This is a genomic window from Gordonia zhenghanii, assembly GCF_021738965.1.
Taxonomy (GTDB): Bacteria; Actinomycetota; Actinomycetes; order Mycobacteriales; family Mycobacteriaceae; genus Gordonia; species Gordonia zhenghanii.
Window position 1 is genome coordinate 277,299 of record NZ_JAKKOQ010000006.1, and the last position, 14,845, is coordinate 292,143.

Annotated in this window: 17 protein-coding genes and 1 pseudogene; 15 read left to right on the forward strand and 3 right to left on the reverse strand. The window is 66.9% G+C overall.

From position 1 onward, the window contains the following. Window positions 1–390: 390 nt before the first annotated feature. From L5G32_RS08115 to L5G32_RS08165, 11 genes and pseudogenes are all read left to right on the forward strand, one after another. Window positions 391–999 carry a hypothetical protein gene (locus tag L5G32_RS08115; RefSeq protein ID WP_237010522.1) on the forward strand — a complete coding sequence of 203 codons (609 nt, stop codon included), beginning with the start codon at window positions 391–393 and terminating at the stop codon, window positions 997–999. A 24-nt stretch (window positions 1,000–1,023) separates the two neighbouring features. Then, on the forward strand, window positions 1,024–2,085 hold the full coding sequence (locus tag L5G32_RS08120; protein ID WP_237010523.1) for an o-succinylbenzoate synthase: 1,062 nt from the start codon (window positions 1,024–1,026) through the stop codon (window positions 2,083–2,085). Window positions 2,086–2,197: 112 nt separating this feature from the next. Then, entirely contained in the window at window positions 2,198–3,535 is a 1,338-nt protein-coding gene (locus L5G32_RS08125) for a cytochrome P450 (RefSeq protein WP_237010524.1), read from the forward strand. Next, window positions 3,535–4,134, forward strand: coding sequence for a TetR/AcrR family transcriptional regulator (locus L5G32_RS08130; protein ID WP_237010525.1), 600 nt, complete (start codon window positions 3,535–3,537; stop codon window positions 4,132–4,134). Before L5G32_RS08125 ends, L5G32_RS08130 begins: the two co-directional genes overlap by 1 nt. Window positions 4,135–4,193: 59 nt before the next feature. After that, on the forward strand, window positions 4,194–5,078 hold the full coding sequence (locus L5G32_RS08135; RefSeq protein WP_237010526.1) for an SDR family NAD(P)-dependent oxidoreductase: 885 nt from the start codon (window positions 4,194–4,196) through the stop codon (window positions 5,076–5,078). Window positions 5,079–5,088: 10 nt separating this feature from the next. After that, entirely contained in the window at window positions 5,089–5,655 is a 567-nt protein-coding gene (locus tag L5G32_RS08140) for an Rv1363c family protein (protein ID WP_237010527.1), read from the forward strand. After that, window positions 5,652–6,146 (forward strand): hypothetical protein, encoded by a 495-nt coding sequence (locus L5G32_RS08145; protein WP_237010528.1) that lies wholly within the window; start codon window positions 5,652–5,654, stop codon window positions 6,144–6,146. The genes L5G32_RS08140 and L5G32_RS08145 overlap by 4 nt, the downstream gene beginning before the upstream one ends. Next, window positions 6,143–6,727, forward strand: a complete 585-nt coding sequence (locus tag L5G32_RS08150) for an Rv1363c family protein (protein WP_237010529.1) — start codon at window positions 6,143–6,145, stop codon at window positions 6,725–6,727. The genes L5G32_RS08145 and L5G32_RS08150 overlap by 4 nt, the downstream gene beginning before the upstream one ends. Beyond that, on the forward strand, window positions 6,724–7,209 hold the full coding sequence (locus tag L5G32_RS08155) for a hypothetical protein (RefSeq protein ID WP_237010530.1): 486 nt from the start codon (window positions 6,724–6,726) through the stop codon (window positions 7,207–7,209). The genes L5G32_RS08150 and L5G32_RS08155 overlap by 4 nt, the downstream gene beginning before the upstream one ends. Before the next feature lie 38 nt (window positions 7,210–7,247). Continuing rightward, window positions 7,248–8,492, forward strand: coding sequence for an NAD(P)/FAD-dependent oxidoreductase (locus L5G32_RS08160; RefSeq protein WP_372491653.1), 1,245 nt, complete (start codon window positions 7,248–7,250; stop codon window positions 8,490–8,492). Window positions 8,493–8,522: 30 nt separating this feature from the next. Beyond that, window positions 8,523–9,219: pseudogene (locus L5G32_RS08165) on the forward strand (DNA alkylation repair protein). 4 nt (window positions 9,220–9,223) lie between these two features. On the opposite strand, the gene L5G32_RS08170 reads toward L5G32_RS08165, so the two are convergent. The 3 genes from L5G32_RS08170 to mftR form a co-directional block, all read right to left on the reverse strand. Next, window positions 9,224–9,622, reverse strand: coding sequence for a DoxX family protein (locus tag L5G32_RS08170; protein WP_237010532.1), 399 nt, complete (start codon window positions 9,620–9,622; stop codon window positions 9,224–9,226). A 40-nt stretch (window positions 9,623–9,662) separates the two neighbouring features. After that, the gene (locus L5G32_RS08175; protein ID WP_237010533.1) at window positions 9,663–10,721 is read right to left on the reverse strand and encodes a ferredoxin--NADP reductase; all 1,059 of its coding nucleotides are present in this window, start codon (window positions 10,719–10,721) and stop codon (window positions 9,663–9,665) included. A gap of 77 nt (window positions 10,722–10,798) precedes the next feature. Beyond that, window positions 10,799–11,404, reverse strand: coding sequence for a mycofactocin system transcriptional regulator MftR (gene mftR, locus L5G32_RS08180; RefSeq protein WP_237010534.1), 606 nt, complete (start codon window positions 11,402–11,404; stop codon window positions 10,799–10,801). A 142-nt stretch (window positions 11,405–11,546) separates the two neighbouring features. Here mftR and mftA point away from each other — a divergent pair, with 142 nt between their 5' ends. The 4 genes from mftA to mftD all read left to right on the forward strand — a co-directional run bounded on the left by mftA (window position 11,547) and on the right by mftD (window position 14,789). Next, window positions 11,547–11,639: a mycofactocin precursor MftA gene (gene mftA, locus L5G32_RS08185; protein ID WP_132992091.1), complete on the forward strand. Its 93-nt coding sequence runs from the start codon at window positions 11,547–11,549 to the stop codon at window positions 11,637–11,639. Then, a complete protein-coding gene (gene mftB / locus L5G32_RS08190) occupies window positions 11,639–12,013 on the forward strand; it encodes a mycofactocin biosynthesis chaperone MftB (protein ID WP_237010535.1) in 375 nt (124 codons plus the stop codon). The genes mftA and mftB overlap by 1 nt, the downstream gene beginning before the upstream one ends. Continuing rightward, window positions 12,010–13,287 (forward strand): mycofactocin radical SAM maturase, encoded by a 1,278-nt coding sequence (gene mftC / locus L5G32_RS08195; RefSeq protein WP_372491654.1) that lies wholly within the window; start codon window positions 12,010–12,012, stop codon window positions 13,285–13,287. The genes mftB and mftC overlap by 4 nt, the downstream gene beginning before the upstream one ends. A 284-nt stretch (window positions 13,288–13,571) precedes the next feature. Further along, window positions 13,572–14,789: a pre-mycofactocin synthase MftD gene (gene mftD, locus L5G32_RS08200; RefSeq protein ID WP_237010536.1), complete on the forward strand. Its 1,218-nt coding sequence runs from the start codon at window positions 13,572–13,574 to the stop codon at window positions 14,787–14,789. The last annotated feature ends 56 nt before the right edge of the window (window positions 14,790–14,845 follow it).

A 14,845-nucleotide genomic window follows, 5' to 3' on the forward strand; every position in this document is an offset into this window, starting at 1 on the left:
GAGTAACTGGGTCGTATAGACGGATGACTCTGCTGTCTTCGACGATCGTCGTAGGCTTCGCGGACCTACGCTGCCGCTATGTCCGACAACGTGGTGCCGCCTCCTCCCTCGACCCAGCCCGAGTCGCCGCCGCCCCGGCCCGTTCCGGCGAGTGACCGGACGCCGTCATCGGCTCTGACGCGGGCGCAGCCGGCACAGACCGGTCAGCGGCCGGCCCGTCCGGCTTTGCAGGCGCACGTCCCACCGCACGTGCCTGGACGCCCCGGTGTTCAAGCGGGATACGCCGCGCAGCAGGGATTCGCCGAGCAGCAGGGATTTGCACCGTCCTACGCGCCTCGGCAGGGATTCGTCCCGCAGCCGTCTCGGACGCCGCGGTCTGCAGTCGTGGGGGTGATCACCGGTTTCGTGATCCTCGGTGTCTACGGCCTGATCAGATTGGGGTGGGTGATCGGACTGGAGACGTTTGCTCAGGCTGACAACTGGACGGAAGATTTCTTAATCGGTGTATCGGTCGCCTCGTGGATCGTCCCATTTCTGTGGATCGTCGTCGGGCTCATCGCCGCCGCCGATCCTGCGATCCGGTCGCGAGGTGCGGCGGCGGGAGCTGCGTGCTTGGCACTGTTCATGTATGCGCTGCTGCTGGCGTGGTGCGTGGTCGTGCTGCTCGGGGCCTCGAATGTCGGAGACGTGGTCCCGGGAGGCCTGGTCTGGAGGGCCGGGGTAGGTGTCGTGGTGATGCTGATCGTCGCGGCGTGGCTGCTCGGGCATCGCCGGAGCACCGTGACGTTGTTGCTGACTCCGGTCGCCGGACTCCTGGCGGCAGTCATCGGCTTCGGTCAGTACCAGGGATGGAACGGTGAATACGTGGGCGGCTCTTTCGATGGTTACTCGGTGCTCACCATCGCCATCATCGTGGCGTGCTGCTGGCTCGCCGTGCTGCTCGACATGCTGGTGTCCCCGAAGCCGCAGGCCCCCTGGCCCGTCTACGGGCCACGCTGACGGGGATCCCACTACGCTGGCCGCATGGTGTTCTCGCAGCCGTCAGGTAAGCACAAGCAGTCGCCGTTCGGCACATCCGACGATCGGCGCAATCCGAAGACGACATTCCGGCTCACTCCGAAGGACGCGCCGCCGCCGTCGATGCCGACCGCGGACGATCTGATAGCCGCCTCGCGAGTGGTGTCGCTGCCGATGCGCACCGCATTCCGCGGCATCACGGTGCGGGAGGCGATGATCTTCTCCGGTCCGGCGGGGTGGGGTGAGTTCGCTCCGTTCACCGAGTACGACGACGCGGAGTCGCGCGTGTGGCTCGCCGCGGGGATCGAAGCCGCCTACCTCGGTGCGCCGGAGCCGCTGCGGGACACCGTCGAGGTGAACGCCACCGTGCCCGCGGTGCCCGCGAGCGAGGTCGCCGCGATCATCGGGCGATACCCCGGCGCGCGGACGGTGAAGGTCAAAGTCGCCCAGGAAGGGCAGACGCTGGCCGACGACGTCGACCGCGTCGCGGCGGCACGCGAACTCGTTCCGACCGTCCGGGTGGATGCGAACGGCGCGTGGAGCGTCGCCGAAGCGATCGAGGCCATCGCTGCGCTCGGTGACGTCGAATACGTCGAGCAGCCCTGCCGGACCGTCGAGGAACTCGCCGAGGTACGCCGGGCGGTGTCGGTCCCGATCGCGGCAGACGAGTCGATCCGTCGTTCCACCGATCCGATGCGAGTGGCGAAAGCCGATGCCGCCGACATCGCCGTCCTCAAAGTCGCGCCGCTCGGTGGCATGCGGTCGCTCCTGAAAGTCGCTGCCGGCCTGCCGATGGACGTCGTCGTCTCCAGCGCCCTGGACACCGCGGTCGGCATGTCCGCAGGCGTCGCCGCCGCGGCCGCGTTGCCGAGCCTGCATCGTGCGTGCGGATTGGGGACCGGTGCGCTGTTCACCCGCGACGTCGCAGCACCGTTCGTCGTCGAGGACGGCCGGACCGAGCTCCGCAGCGTGGCGCCGACGGCGGATCTGCCTCTCGTGTCCGCGGAGCGCACCCAGTGGTGGCACGACCGGTTGCGCAGGTCCCATGCGCTGCTCGTCGGTGGGTGAGCACCTCGCAGGGCGAAGGTGAGGCCGGGGACTAGAAACAAATACTAGAATCTGTTCCAATGGTGGTGGGTGGCGTCACCATGGCCGCCGCATGACGGTTGGGAGAGAAGCGATGACGGAAATCCTCGCGACGTCGGAGGCCGGCAGCGAACTGCGGCCGGTGCCGATGAGTGATCGCAACGGTGTTCTCGAAGTGATGCGCATGCGGCGCGATCCCTTCACCTTCGCTGACGAGAAGCAGCTTCGGTACGGAAAAGTGGTGGGACTCAACGCTCTCGGAGTCCGCATCGTGAACGCTTCAGGCCCCGACGCGGCCAACGAAATCCTGATGAACAAGCAGAAGGCGTTCGCGAACGCGCCGGCGTGGAGCTACTTCATCGGCCCGTTCTTCAACCGCGGCGTCATGCTCCTCGACTTCGACGAGCACCGCCACCATCGGCACATCCTGCAGGCCGCCTTCACGCCCAAGGCGCTCAAAGGATATCTGGACGAGATGCAGCCGATGATCGCCGAACGCATGACGCGGTTCCCGACCGGCGACGTCCGCATGTTCACCGAACTCAAACAGATCACCCTGGACGTCGCACTCGAAGTGTTCCTCGGACTCGAACTGCCCGAAGCCGAAGCGAACCGCATCAACCAGGCGTTCATCGACACCGTGCGCGCAGGCGTCGCCTACGTTCGCAAGCCGGTGCCCGGTGGCCGCTGGTGGAAGGGTTTGCGCGGCCGGAAGATCCTCGAGGAATTCTTCTACCGGCACATCCCGGCCAAGCGGGCCACCCAGACTCCCGACCTGTTCTCGGTCCTCTGCCACGCCGAGAGCGACGACGGGCACACGTTCACCGACGAGGACGTCGTCAACCACATGATCTTCGTCCTCATGGCCGCACACGACACGTCGACCATCACCATGACCCAGATGGCGTACCACCTGGCCAAGCATCCCGAGTGGCAGCAGCGCGCCAGGGAACAGTCGCTCGAGCTCGACGACAGCCTCGCCTACGACGACCTCGCTGGCATGGATGTCCTCGACGTCGTGATGCGCGAGTCCCTCCGACTGTGCCCACCGGTTCCCGCGCAGCCACGCATGGCGATCGACGACACTCAGGTCCAAGGTTTCTTCATCCCGAAGGGCACGATGGTCGTCGTGCCCCAGATGGCGAACCATCGTGACCCCGCGATCTACGCGCACCCGCACATGTTCGACCCCGAACGCTTCTCGCCCGAACGTGCCGAAGACAAGGCGCACCGGATGGCGTGGATGCCGTTCGGCGGCGGAGTCCACAAGTGCATCGGCCTGTACTTCGGGCAGATGGAGATCAAGACGGTGATGCACCACCTGCTTCGCGACTATGAGTGGACGGTGCCCGCGGATTACGAGATGCCGATGGACTACAGCGCGCTGCCGGTCCCGAAGGACAAACTGCCCGTCCAGGTCAGGCGTCGCTGATGGTCGCCGAAACGGGCCGGAAGACGCGGGTCACAACGTCGGCCTCTGCGCAGGAGACCGCGATTCTGGCGGCGGCGTCCGACGAGTTCTCCTCCGTCGGTGCGCGTCGCGCCAACATCGACGAGGTAGCGAAAGCGGCGGGCGTCAGTCGCTCGACGCTGTATCGACGTTTCCCGAACAAGGACAGCCTGTTGTTGGCAGTGGCCAACGACGCGTTCGAGAAAGGGCTGTCCCGACTGGAGGAGGCCGTGGAAGGCCTCGGACCGTCGGAAGCCGTCGTCGCGGCGTTCACCGCGGGCGCGGAGATGGTCCACACCGACCCGCTGCTGCGCCGCATGGTGCTCGAAGACGTCGAACTGCGCACTATCACCGCCGCCACCATGAGCGGCCTCTTCATCGAGATGGTGACGGCGCGAGTGGCCTCGACACTGCGGCGCGCAGGCGCGCAGATGCCCGACGACGAACTGTCCGAAGCCGTTGACCTGCATGTGCGGCTGGTGATCTCGTTTCTTGAAGTCCCGAGCGCCGAGCCCGGGCGACAGACCGTCGAATACGCGCAGCACCTCGCTGCGACCTACCTCGCGCCGATGATCCGCTGATCGCAGGCGCTGCACCCCGTTTCGTCATGACCAACTCGTACTGCTCGTTAAGGAGCCCCATGTCTGTCCTCGATCGAATCGCGACCAGCCGTGCCGACCGTCGGCTCGCACAGATCCGTACCGGTGTCTCCGGCAAAGTCGTCGCCGTCACCGGTGGGGCGCGCGGCATCGGATTCGAGATCGCCGAACAAGTGATCGCTGCGGGCGGACGCGTCGCCCTCGGCGACATCGACAGCGACGCCGTCGGCAAGGCCGCCGCCGACCTCGGCGTGGAAGGTATCGAACTCGACGTCACCGACGCCGCATCGATCGAACGCTTCCTCGACACCGTCGAAGAGCGAGTCGGGCCGGTGGACGTACTCGTCAACAACGCGGGAATCATGCCGGTCGGGTCGTTCCTCGACTACGACGAGGCGCTCATCCGCCGCACCGTCGAGATCGACTTCGTCGGCGTCATCCTCGGTACCCGTGCTGCCGCCCGCCGAATGGCGGCGCGCGGCGGTGGCCAGATCGTCAACATCGCCTCCGTCGCGGGCCGCCTCGCCGCTCCCGGACTCTCGGTGTACAACGGCGCCAAATCCGGCGTCATCGAATTCTCCGAGACCGTGGACTTCGAACTCGCGTCGCAGGGCGTCCGCGTCTCGGCGGTGCTCCCGTCCTTCACCAACACCGCACTGGTCACCGGGTTGAAGACCAACTCGATGGTGCGCAGCGTCGACACCGACGTCGTCGGACGCGAGGTGCTGACGACCATCGCGACGCAGCGTGTGCGGGCCATGGCTCCGATGTCACTGCGGTGGGTGGACGTCACTCCTGCGATGCCGATCGGCGTCAAGCGGTGGCTGGCCGGGGTCACCGGCACCAAGACCATGTTCTTGGACACCGACCAGTCGGCGCGTGCCGCGTACAGCAGGCGGATCGGTCAGGCGGGCGACACCGATTAGTGTTGCGCGCATGACTATCGACCGTCCGATCACGAGGCTGAGGGCCGCGCGCAGGCTGTCGACTCAGCGACGACGGGAACTCGACGAGGCGCGGGGCGGTCCCGGCGGATCGAAGCGCAGACCGGGCGTCGTGATCGTGCTGGCCGTGGTCGCCGTCGCGCTTGCGGGCGTCGCCGTCTGGCAGTACGCGTCGGCGCCGCGCCACTACTCGGATGCCGAGTACGTCGCTGCGACCACCGACCGCGTGCGGCTCCTCCTGGAGGCCGACAGTGACGACCCGGACCGGGCAGATCGAATCCTGTCGGGGGCGACCGGCGAGTTCCACGACGCGTTCGCACAGTCGGCAGACGCGTACACGCAGTTCGTGACCTCGGCGAAGACGCAAGGCGACGGTTCGGTAGACGGAGTCGGGCTCGCGCGCCGCAACGGCGACTCGGCGTTGATGCTCGTCGCCGCGAGCCTGCGCGTGGCTACCTCGACCGGCCAGGACGCCGCCGCGGGCGACTTCCGAATGCGAGTGCTGATGACGCCCGAAGACGACCGACTCAAGATCGCAGCCGTCGAGGTGCTCCGATGACACCTCGCCTGGAACAACCGAGCACTCGGGTGACGCTGCTCGCTGCGCTCGCCGCAGTCGCGCTCCTCGTTGCCGGATTCGTGACGTGCGTCGTCGGACTCGACCACCGGTCGGACGTGCGCGCCGCCGAATCCGATCGCGGCGCGGTGTCCGCTCAGGCGGGAGAGGCAGTGGCGCACGTGTTCTCGGTGTCCGAGGGCACGTGGCAGCAGGACCGTCGGACGGCCAGGACATATCTCGCCGAACCGATGTCGACGTCGCTCGCCGCCGCTCTGGCCGCCGGCCCACCGGACGGAGTCGTGTCGGTCGCGTGGGAGCCGCTGGACACCGCGACCGTCGACCTCGACGACGATTCGGCGACCGCACTCGTCGTCGCGCGCGTGACCGTGACACCGCGGGGCAGTGCCGTCCAGACCGCGGACCGCACTGTCCAGGCCAGCATGACCAGGATCGACGACCGTTGGCTCCTGACCGGGATGGACGAGCTGTGACGGCCGAGTCGATGCGGGTGAGGCAGGCTCGCGCACAGTACGACGACGCCGTCCGCGACGAACGTCTCGCCCGGATCGCCGCGGCGCCCGCGCTGAGGCTGCGGGCGCGCCGTCGCTACGCTGCATCCCGCCTCGCTGTGGCCGCGATGCTCGTCGTCGCCGTGGTCGCATTCGGTGTCGGGCTCTGGGGTCTGTCGTCGGACGACGTCGACACCGCGGACGCCGTGCGCGACGCGAGGTCCGCCGTCGAGACGATGGTGACTCCGGATCCCGCCGACGCGCAGGGATACGTCGACGCAATCGTCGACGACAGCACAGGCGAGCAGCGCGAACGGCTGGCTGCGGGCCGAGACGCACTCGTCTCCTATGTGAGCGGACTCGAGGTGCGCCCCGACGGCCGAGTGGTCTCAGCGGGGGTCGAGACGGCCTCCGACGACGCCGTCCGGGTGCTCGTCGTCGCACAAACCGCGGATCCGACTCTGATCGGCGGCACCGACGGGGAAAGTAGAGTCACCGTCCGCGTGCGGATGACCCCGGGCGACGACGGCTGGCTGGTCGCGGACACGGAGGCGATCTCATGACGCGGCGCGCGGTCTGGGGTGCGATCGGCGTGTGTGCGGTGGTCATCGCCGTCGTCTTCGGAGTCCTCGCCGTGAACGCGCATCGAGAGCCGGCGGGCCCGGACGTTGCGCCGGCACAAGCCGCTGCTTCCGCGGTCGGGAAGCTGATGACGTTCGCGCCGGGCGACCGGGCCGACCACCGTGCCGCAGTCCAGGCGGCGTTGACCGGGGCGTTGGGCGCCGACTATGCGCTCCGCGGACCCGACGTCGTCTTCCCGTCGGCTGTCGCGTCCAAGGTGACGATGACGGTCGACGTCACCGATGCCGCCACCGTCGAGCACGCCGACAGGTCGGCCCGGGTGCTGGTCTTCGCTCGACAGACGGTTGTAGTCGGAGATCACACTGATTCTCCTGCACAGGTGGGTGTCGCGCGCTGGGCGTGGATGACTAGAGTCGAAAGTCATTGGCTATTGGCGCGGCTCACACCCGTGTCGCCGCAGTGACACACATCGCCGCCCGGCGGTGAGTGGCGCTGGGGCGCATGGGACGAGCCCGATCATTCGAGACTTCGAAGGGCACATCTGTGAACGACCCCATCGTGATTGTGGGCGCAGGGCTTGGCGGTATCCGCCTGGCCGAGAATCTGCGCAACGGCGGATACTCGGGCGGCGTCGTGCTGCTCGGGCAAGAGCCTCATCCGCCGTACGATCGTCCGCCGCTCTCGAAGAGCGTGGTGACCGGGGACGGCGGTCGCGTCGACCTCAAGCCAGCAGAGTTCTATGCGGAGCAGGACATCGATCTGCGGACCGGAACCCGCGTGGTCGCGGTGGACCCGGACGGGCACACCGTGACCGTCGAACACGACGGCGAGCGCAGCGATGTCGCCTACGGGACCCTCGTCCTGGCGACCGGACTCGTGGCCCGGAAGTTTCCCGGCGTCGCCGACGACGTCACCGGTGTGCACGTGGTCCGCACGATCGAGGACGCACTCGCATTGCGCGCGGCGGCGGGTTCGGCGACGCATGCGGCAGTGATCGGTGCGGGTTTCATCGGCTGCGAGGTCGCGGCGAGCCTGCACCACCTCGACGTCCCCGTGACGTTGATCGAGCCGACGCCGACTCCGCTCGCGACGGCGATCGGTGAGCGCATCGGACAGATGGTGACTCGCCTGCACACCGAGTCGGGGATCGACCTGCGGACCGGCAGCGGGGTCGACGAGATCGTCGTCGCCGACGACGGTTCGGTATCCGGGGTGGTGCTCTCGGGCGGGGAACGCGTGGACGCGAACCTCGTCGTCGTCGGCATCGGCGGCTATCCGGATCTGGACTATCTGGAGGGATCGGGGATCGAACTCGCTCCTCGAGAAGCGGGCGGCGGCATCGCCTGCAACGGGGTGGGGCGCACGAGTGCGGCCGACGTGTACGCGCTCGGCGACGCCGCGAACTGGACCGATGCACACGGCGACCACCACCGCGTCGAGCACTGGAATCACGTGGTCGACCACGCTGCGCTCGTGGCAGCCGAACTGCTCGGCCACACGATCACGCACCAGAGCGTCCCGTACTTCTGGAGCGACCAGTTCGGTCTCAAGATCCAGATGCTCGGCGCATCTCACCCGGACGACGAAGTCCATGTTGTCGACGACGACGGCCGCAAGTTCCTCGCCTACTACAGCCGTGACGGGATCCTGACCGGCGTAATCGGCGCAGGGCGCGTCGGAAAGGTGATGAAGACGAGGCAGTTCCTGCAGACGCCGACTCCGGTGTCGGCGGTCCTGGAGAGCTGAGTGGTCGATGCGGCGACGTCTGCCGCCGACATCGTCGCCGCTCTCGTCGACCTCGGCGACCCGGACCGTGCCGCGCGGTCGCGTAGCTTCTTCAAGACGGGGCCGGGGGAGTACGGCGAAGGCGACGAGTTCGTCGGGATCCGGGTGCCGGAACTACGTAAGCTCGCGGGCCGACTGCGCGGGCTGCCCGCCGCGACGATCACCGAACTCCTCGACAGCCCGCTGCACGAGGCACGTCAACTCGCACTGCTCACGATGACTACGAACTTCGTCGCTCGGGACTCCGATCAAGCGTTCTGGGTGGCGCAGTACCGCGGCGCCGTCCGCGCGGGAAGAGTGAACAACTGGGACCTCGTGGACTGCTCCGCAGATCCGATCCTCGGCGCATACCTGCTTGCGGCCGGCGACTTCTCAGAACTTCTTGACTGGGCGTCGGCGGAAGACCTGTGGCAGCGCCGCGTCGGGATCGTCGGTACGGCTGCGTTCATCAAAGCGGGGGCGACCAGATGCGATTCTCGGCGTCGCTCCACTGGTGGTCGGCGACCGCCGAGACCTGATCCAGAAGGCGCTCGGCTGGATGTTGCGGGAGGCCGGGAAACGGGTCGACCGAGCCGTCCTGACCGACTACCTGGACGGGCACGCCGCGCAGATGGGACGGACGGCTCTCTCGTACGCCGTCGAACACTTATCGCCGGAGGAACGAGCACGGTACCGCGCGATGCGGTGACCGGTCAGTCGGTCGTCGTCTCGGTGGTCTCGGGCTTCGAGGCGCCGCGTCGGACGAGCAGCGCCAGCGCGATCATCGGGATCTGCAGGGGGAGTCGTGCCCAGGCGATCGACTTCATCAGCGGGCTCTCGTCGACCCACAGGCGGATCATGTTCACGTTCGCGGGGAACACGGCGACGAACAGTGCCGCGGCGAGTCCGGCGGCGGTGCGGCGCGTCCGAGGAGCGAGCACGGCGGCGCCGATACCGACTTCGGCTGCGCCCGAGGCGTACGTCCAGAATCGCTTCGAGCCGGGGATCTCGTCCGGAACGATCGAGTCGAACGGCTGCGGCGTGAGGAAGTGCAGCACCCCGGGAACCAAGAGCATGGCGGACAGGGCACGCACAAGACGGTCGTGAAGCATGGGTCGAGTCTAGCCGCAGGCCCTCTCAGCAGGCGTCGCCTCAGAACTCGATGCGCAGCTTGTCCGACGTCGGACGGGCCTGGCAGCCGAGGATGTAGCCGTCCTCGATGTCTTCGGGATCGAGCGCGCCGGTGACCTCCATGTCGACGGTCCCCTCGGTGAGAGTGCATGCGCACGAGCCGCATTCGCCTTCCTGGCACGAGTACGGGGCGTCCAGGCCTGCGGCGAGCATGATGTCGATGAGGGTGCGTGATCGAGGCCACGACATCTCGTGCGTCTCGCCGTCGAGTTCCACTTCCACATGTGCGGCCGCCGCGGCTTCGTCCTCACTGACCTCGCCGAGGTCGACGTCCTCGAAGGGGTCGCCCGAGAGCGAGTTGTAGATCTCGGTGTGCACGTTGTGGTGGTCGAACTTGGCCTTCGCGAGCCCGGCGTGGACCGCGTCCATGAACGGACCGGGGCCACAGATGTACGCGGTGTACGTCTGTGACATCGGACGGAACAGGGTTGCGAGTTTCTTCTCCGACGGCAGACCCTGGACCGACTCGAGCCAGTGGACGACAGTGAGGCGTCCAGAGTGACGGTCCTGGAGTTCACGCAGTTCGGCGCCGAAGATGACGTCGTTCTCGCTGCGATTCGCGTAGAAGAACGTCACCGGACCGGTGCCGTCGGCGAGCGCGGTCTTGAGGATCGACATGACCGGCGTGACTCCCGAGCCTGCGGCGATGAGCAGTAACGGCGCATGGATGTTCGAGGGCGTGAACACGCCGGACGGCGGCAGTGCCTCGATCTGAACGCCGGCCGCGAGGTTGTCGCAGATCCAGTTGGAGCCGTACCCCTCCGGGGTGCGTTTGACCGTGACCTTCGGCAGATCGTCGTGCTTGGCCGCCGACGACAGCGAATAGCAGCGGGCGACCGACCCGGTCTGCTCGCTCGGGATCCGCAGCGTCAAGAACTGGCCGGGCAGGTAGTCCGAGAACCTGTCGGTGTGGATGTCCGGCACGTCGAAGACGATGCTGCGCGCGTCGGCGGTCTCATCGATCACCTCGGCGACGGTGAGGATCGCGCTGCGTGTGCTGTGCGGAGTCAGGTCGGTCATTCGTGCGCTCTCTGTGGGAAGAACTAGAACGTGTTCTAATCAAGAATATCAGTGGTTGTTCGGACGGTCGAGAACGGTTAGGGGTCCAGCGCGCCTACTCCGTCGACGAGCGTTCTCGATCCGGTCTCCATGAGTACGCCGAGATCGGAGTCGGGGGACGCGAGCCACGTGTCGTAGGCGGCGAGAGCTGCCCCCAGGGTCATCCAGGCCACGGTCTGGGGAGTGTGGTCGCCGGGCGCCACGCCGAGTCGAGCCGCACAATGGTCGGCGATCACCTGTCGCCAGTCGGCGTACATCAGCATCGAATGCGCTTGGAGCGCAGGGACGGTCAGCAGCAGCGACATTCGGCGTCGATGTTGTTCGGTCATCTCATCGGGGACTTCGTTGAAGTCGACCAGGGCGCGCCGCAGGCTCTCGCCGAGCGGGACGTCGTCGGGAGTCTCGGCGAGGAGGGCGCGGAGGCCGTCGAGGTGATCGTCGAACTCGCCCCACGCCAACGAGTTCTTCGACGGGTAGTAGCGGAACAGGGTTCGCCGTGCGATGCCCGCAGCGGTGGCGATGTCGTCGACGCTCGTCTCGTCGAAGCCTCGCTCGTAGAACAGTGCGATCGCGATGTCGCTCAACTGGCCGCGGGTGGTTGCGGCCGGGCGGCCGCCGAGCGGTCCGGAACGCTTCGTCGTCATCTACCGCCCTTCAGTTCGATCGCGTCGTCGCTGGTCGCGATGGTACGTGCCAACGATTATCGGCATTCTCTTGCGATTATGCACTCGGTGCCATTACGGTGTGTTGCGAACCACAAATATCTACATCAGGAGGTTGGTTCACATGGCCGAGCAGGCAGCCCAGACTCACGACGAACTCGTCGCAGAGTCGCTGGTGGAGGAAGTGTCCATCGACGGGATGTGCGGCGTCTACTGATGACGACTGCAACGACCATCGCTTCCGGCGACCGTGCTGCGGTCGCCGGAAGCGAGCCGCACCCGCCAGCCCCTCCCGTCTTCGATCTCGCCGCAGCTTGGACGCTCAATCCCAAGGTGGCGTTGCGTCCGGAACCGTTCGGCGCACTTCTGTACCACTTCGGAACGCGCAAGCTGTCGTTCCTCAAGAACCTGACCGTCGTCGGGATCGTTCGCGATCTCGCCGAGTATCAGAGCGCCGACGATGCGCTCGCCGCTGCGGGTGTCACCGACGACGCTCGCCCGTTGTACCTGCAGGCGCTGACCGCGCTGTGCGAGTCGGGAATGATCATCCCGCAGGCCGATCGTCCCGTAGATCAAGGAGTGAATCCGTGACCACCGTGGAATCCCCGGTCATGCCGTCGATGACCCCGCCGCTCGGCCTCGAGCCGCAGCAGCCGCCGAAGGTCGGACGCCTCGTCGATCAGTTCGAGAAGGGTCTCGACGCCCCGATCTGTCTGACGTGGGAACTGACCTACGCGTGCAACCTGTCGTGCGTGCACTGCCTGTCGAGTTCGGGCAAGCGTGACCCGCGCGAGCTGAGCACCGAGCAGTGCAAGGCGATCATCGACGAGCTGCAGCGCATGCAGGTGTTCTATGTGAACATCGGCGGCGGCGAGCCGACGGTGCGTCCGGACTTCTGGGAGCTCGTCGACTACGCGACCAGCCACCAGGTGGGTGTCAAGTTCTCCACGAACGGTCTGCGGATCACCCCGGAGGTCGCCGACCGTCTCGCGGCGTCCGACTACGTCGACGTCCAGATCTCGCTCGACGGTGCGACCGCCGAGGTGAACGACAACGTCCGCGGCCCGGGCTCGTTCGACATGGCGGTGCGCGCTCTCGAGAACCTCGCGAACGCCGGCTTCAAGGACGCCAAGATCAGTGTCGTCATGACCCGTGAGAACGTCTCGCAGCTCGACGACTTCAAGGCGCTGGCCGACCGTTACGGTGCGACGCTGCGCATCACGCGTCTGCGTCCGTCCGGTCGCGGCGCCGACGTGTGGGATGACTTGCATCCGCTGCCCGAACAGCAGCGCGAACTGTACGACTGGCTCGTCGCGCACGGTGACAACGTGCTGACCGGCGACTCGTTCTTCCACCTGGCGGCGTTCTCCGAGTCGGGCGGGAGCGGTCTGCCCGGCCTCAACCTGTGCGGCGCGGGTCGCGTCGTGTGCCTGATCGACCCGATCGGCGACGTGTACGCGTGCCCGTTCGCGATCCACGAGAACTTCCTCGCGGGCAATGTCACGTCCGAGGGCGGGTTCCAGGAGATCTGGCAGCACAGCGATCTGTTCACCGAACTCCGTGAGCCGCAGAACGCAGGAGCCTGCACCAAGTGCCAGCACTTCGACGCCTGCCGCGGTGGCTGCATGGCGGCGAAGTTCTTCACCGGTCTGCCGCTCGCCGGCCCCGACCCCGAGTGCGTGCAGGGCTTCGGCGAGGAACTCCTCGCAGGCGATCGCACCAAACCGACTGCGAACAAGGATCATTCGCGCGGAGTCCCGCTCACGCTGATGACTCGCCCGCCGACCCGTGACTGCGACGAGAACCCGCTCGCCGGCTTCGCCCCGACCACCGCGAGCGGCTGCTCCTCCACCAACTGCTGCTGAGACAGCTCTGCCGGTCGAGCCCTTCCACCGCTGGTCGAGCGGAGTCTGCTGAGACAGCTTCGCTGGTCGAGCGGAGTCTGCTGAGACAGCTTCGCTGGTCGAGCGGAGTCGAGACCCCCAGTACCGCTGATCGAGCGAAGTCGAGATCTCGACTCCGCTCGATCAGCGGGGTGCGGCTCGGATCTCGACTCCGCTCGATCGGCGAGTGGGGGTCTCGATCAGTAGCGGGGCAGGGCCGAATCACCGGGTCACCCCTTCATCACAAACTAGGAAAGAACACATCTATGTCCAAGTTCTCCGAACTCGCCGAGCAGAATCCGTGGCGTCGTAATCCATGGTTCGAGACCGTCGGTGAGGCGCAGAGGCGCGCTCGCAAGCGGTTGCCGAAGACCGTGTACTCGTCGCTGGTGGCGGGTACGCAGGCCGGAATCACCGTGAACGACAACATGAATGCGTTCACCGAGCTCGGCTTCGCGCCGCATGTCATCGGCACTACGCCCGAGCGGAATCTGACGACGACGGTGATGGGGCAGGAACTGCCGTTCCCGGTCATGATCTCGCCGACCGGCGTGCAGGCCGTCGACCCGGACGGCGAAGTCGCTGTCGCTCGTGCCGCAGCCAACCGCGGTACGGCTATGGGCTTGTCGAGCTTCGCGTCCAAGCCGGTCGAAGAGGTCACGGCCGTCAACGACAAGACGTTCTTCCAGATCTACTGGCTCGGCAGCCGCGAGGACATCCTGGCTCGTGCGATGCGCGCGAAGGAAGCCGGCTGCAAGGGCTTGATCGTCACCACCGACTGGGTGTTCAACGTCGGACGTGACTGGGGCAGCCCGGAGATCCCGGAGAAGGTCGACCTCCGCGCCGTCGCGAAGCTGGCGCCGGAGATGATCACCAAACCGAAGTACGCGCTGAGCTGGTTCCGCGACGGCAAACTCGAGATCCCCGACCTGAGCGCCCCGAACATCGCGCACCCGGGCCAGCCCGGTCCGACGTTCTTCGATGTGTACGGCCAGTGGATGAACACCCCGCCGCCCACGTGGGAGGACCTGCAGTGGCTGCGCGAGCAGTGGGACGGCGAGTTCATGGTCAAGGGCATCACGCGCATGGACGATGCGAAGCGCGCCCGTGACATCGGCGCCACCGCGATCTCGGTGTCGAACCACGGCGGCAACAACCTGGACGGAACGCCCGCCACGATCCGTGTCCTCGGACCGATCGCCGACGAACTCGGCGGCGACCTCGACGTCCTTCTCGACGGCGGCATCCGACGCGGCAGTGACGTGGTCAAGGCGCTCGCGCTCGGCGCGAAGGCGGTCATGATCGGTCGCGCCTACCTGTGGGGTCTGGCCGCCAACGGGCAGGCCGGCGTGGAGAACGTCCTCGACCTGATGCGGATGGGTCTCGACTCGGCGCTCATGGGCATCGGCAAGAACGACGTCGCCGCCCTCTCACGCGACGATCTGATCATCCCCGAGGGCTTCGAACGCGTCTTCGGCGACTAACCCGTTCGGCTCGCACACTTCGGCACTTTCTTTCGGCGTACAGCCGAAAGAAAGTG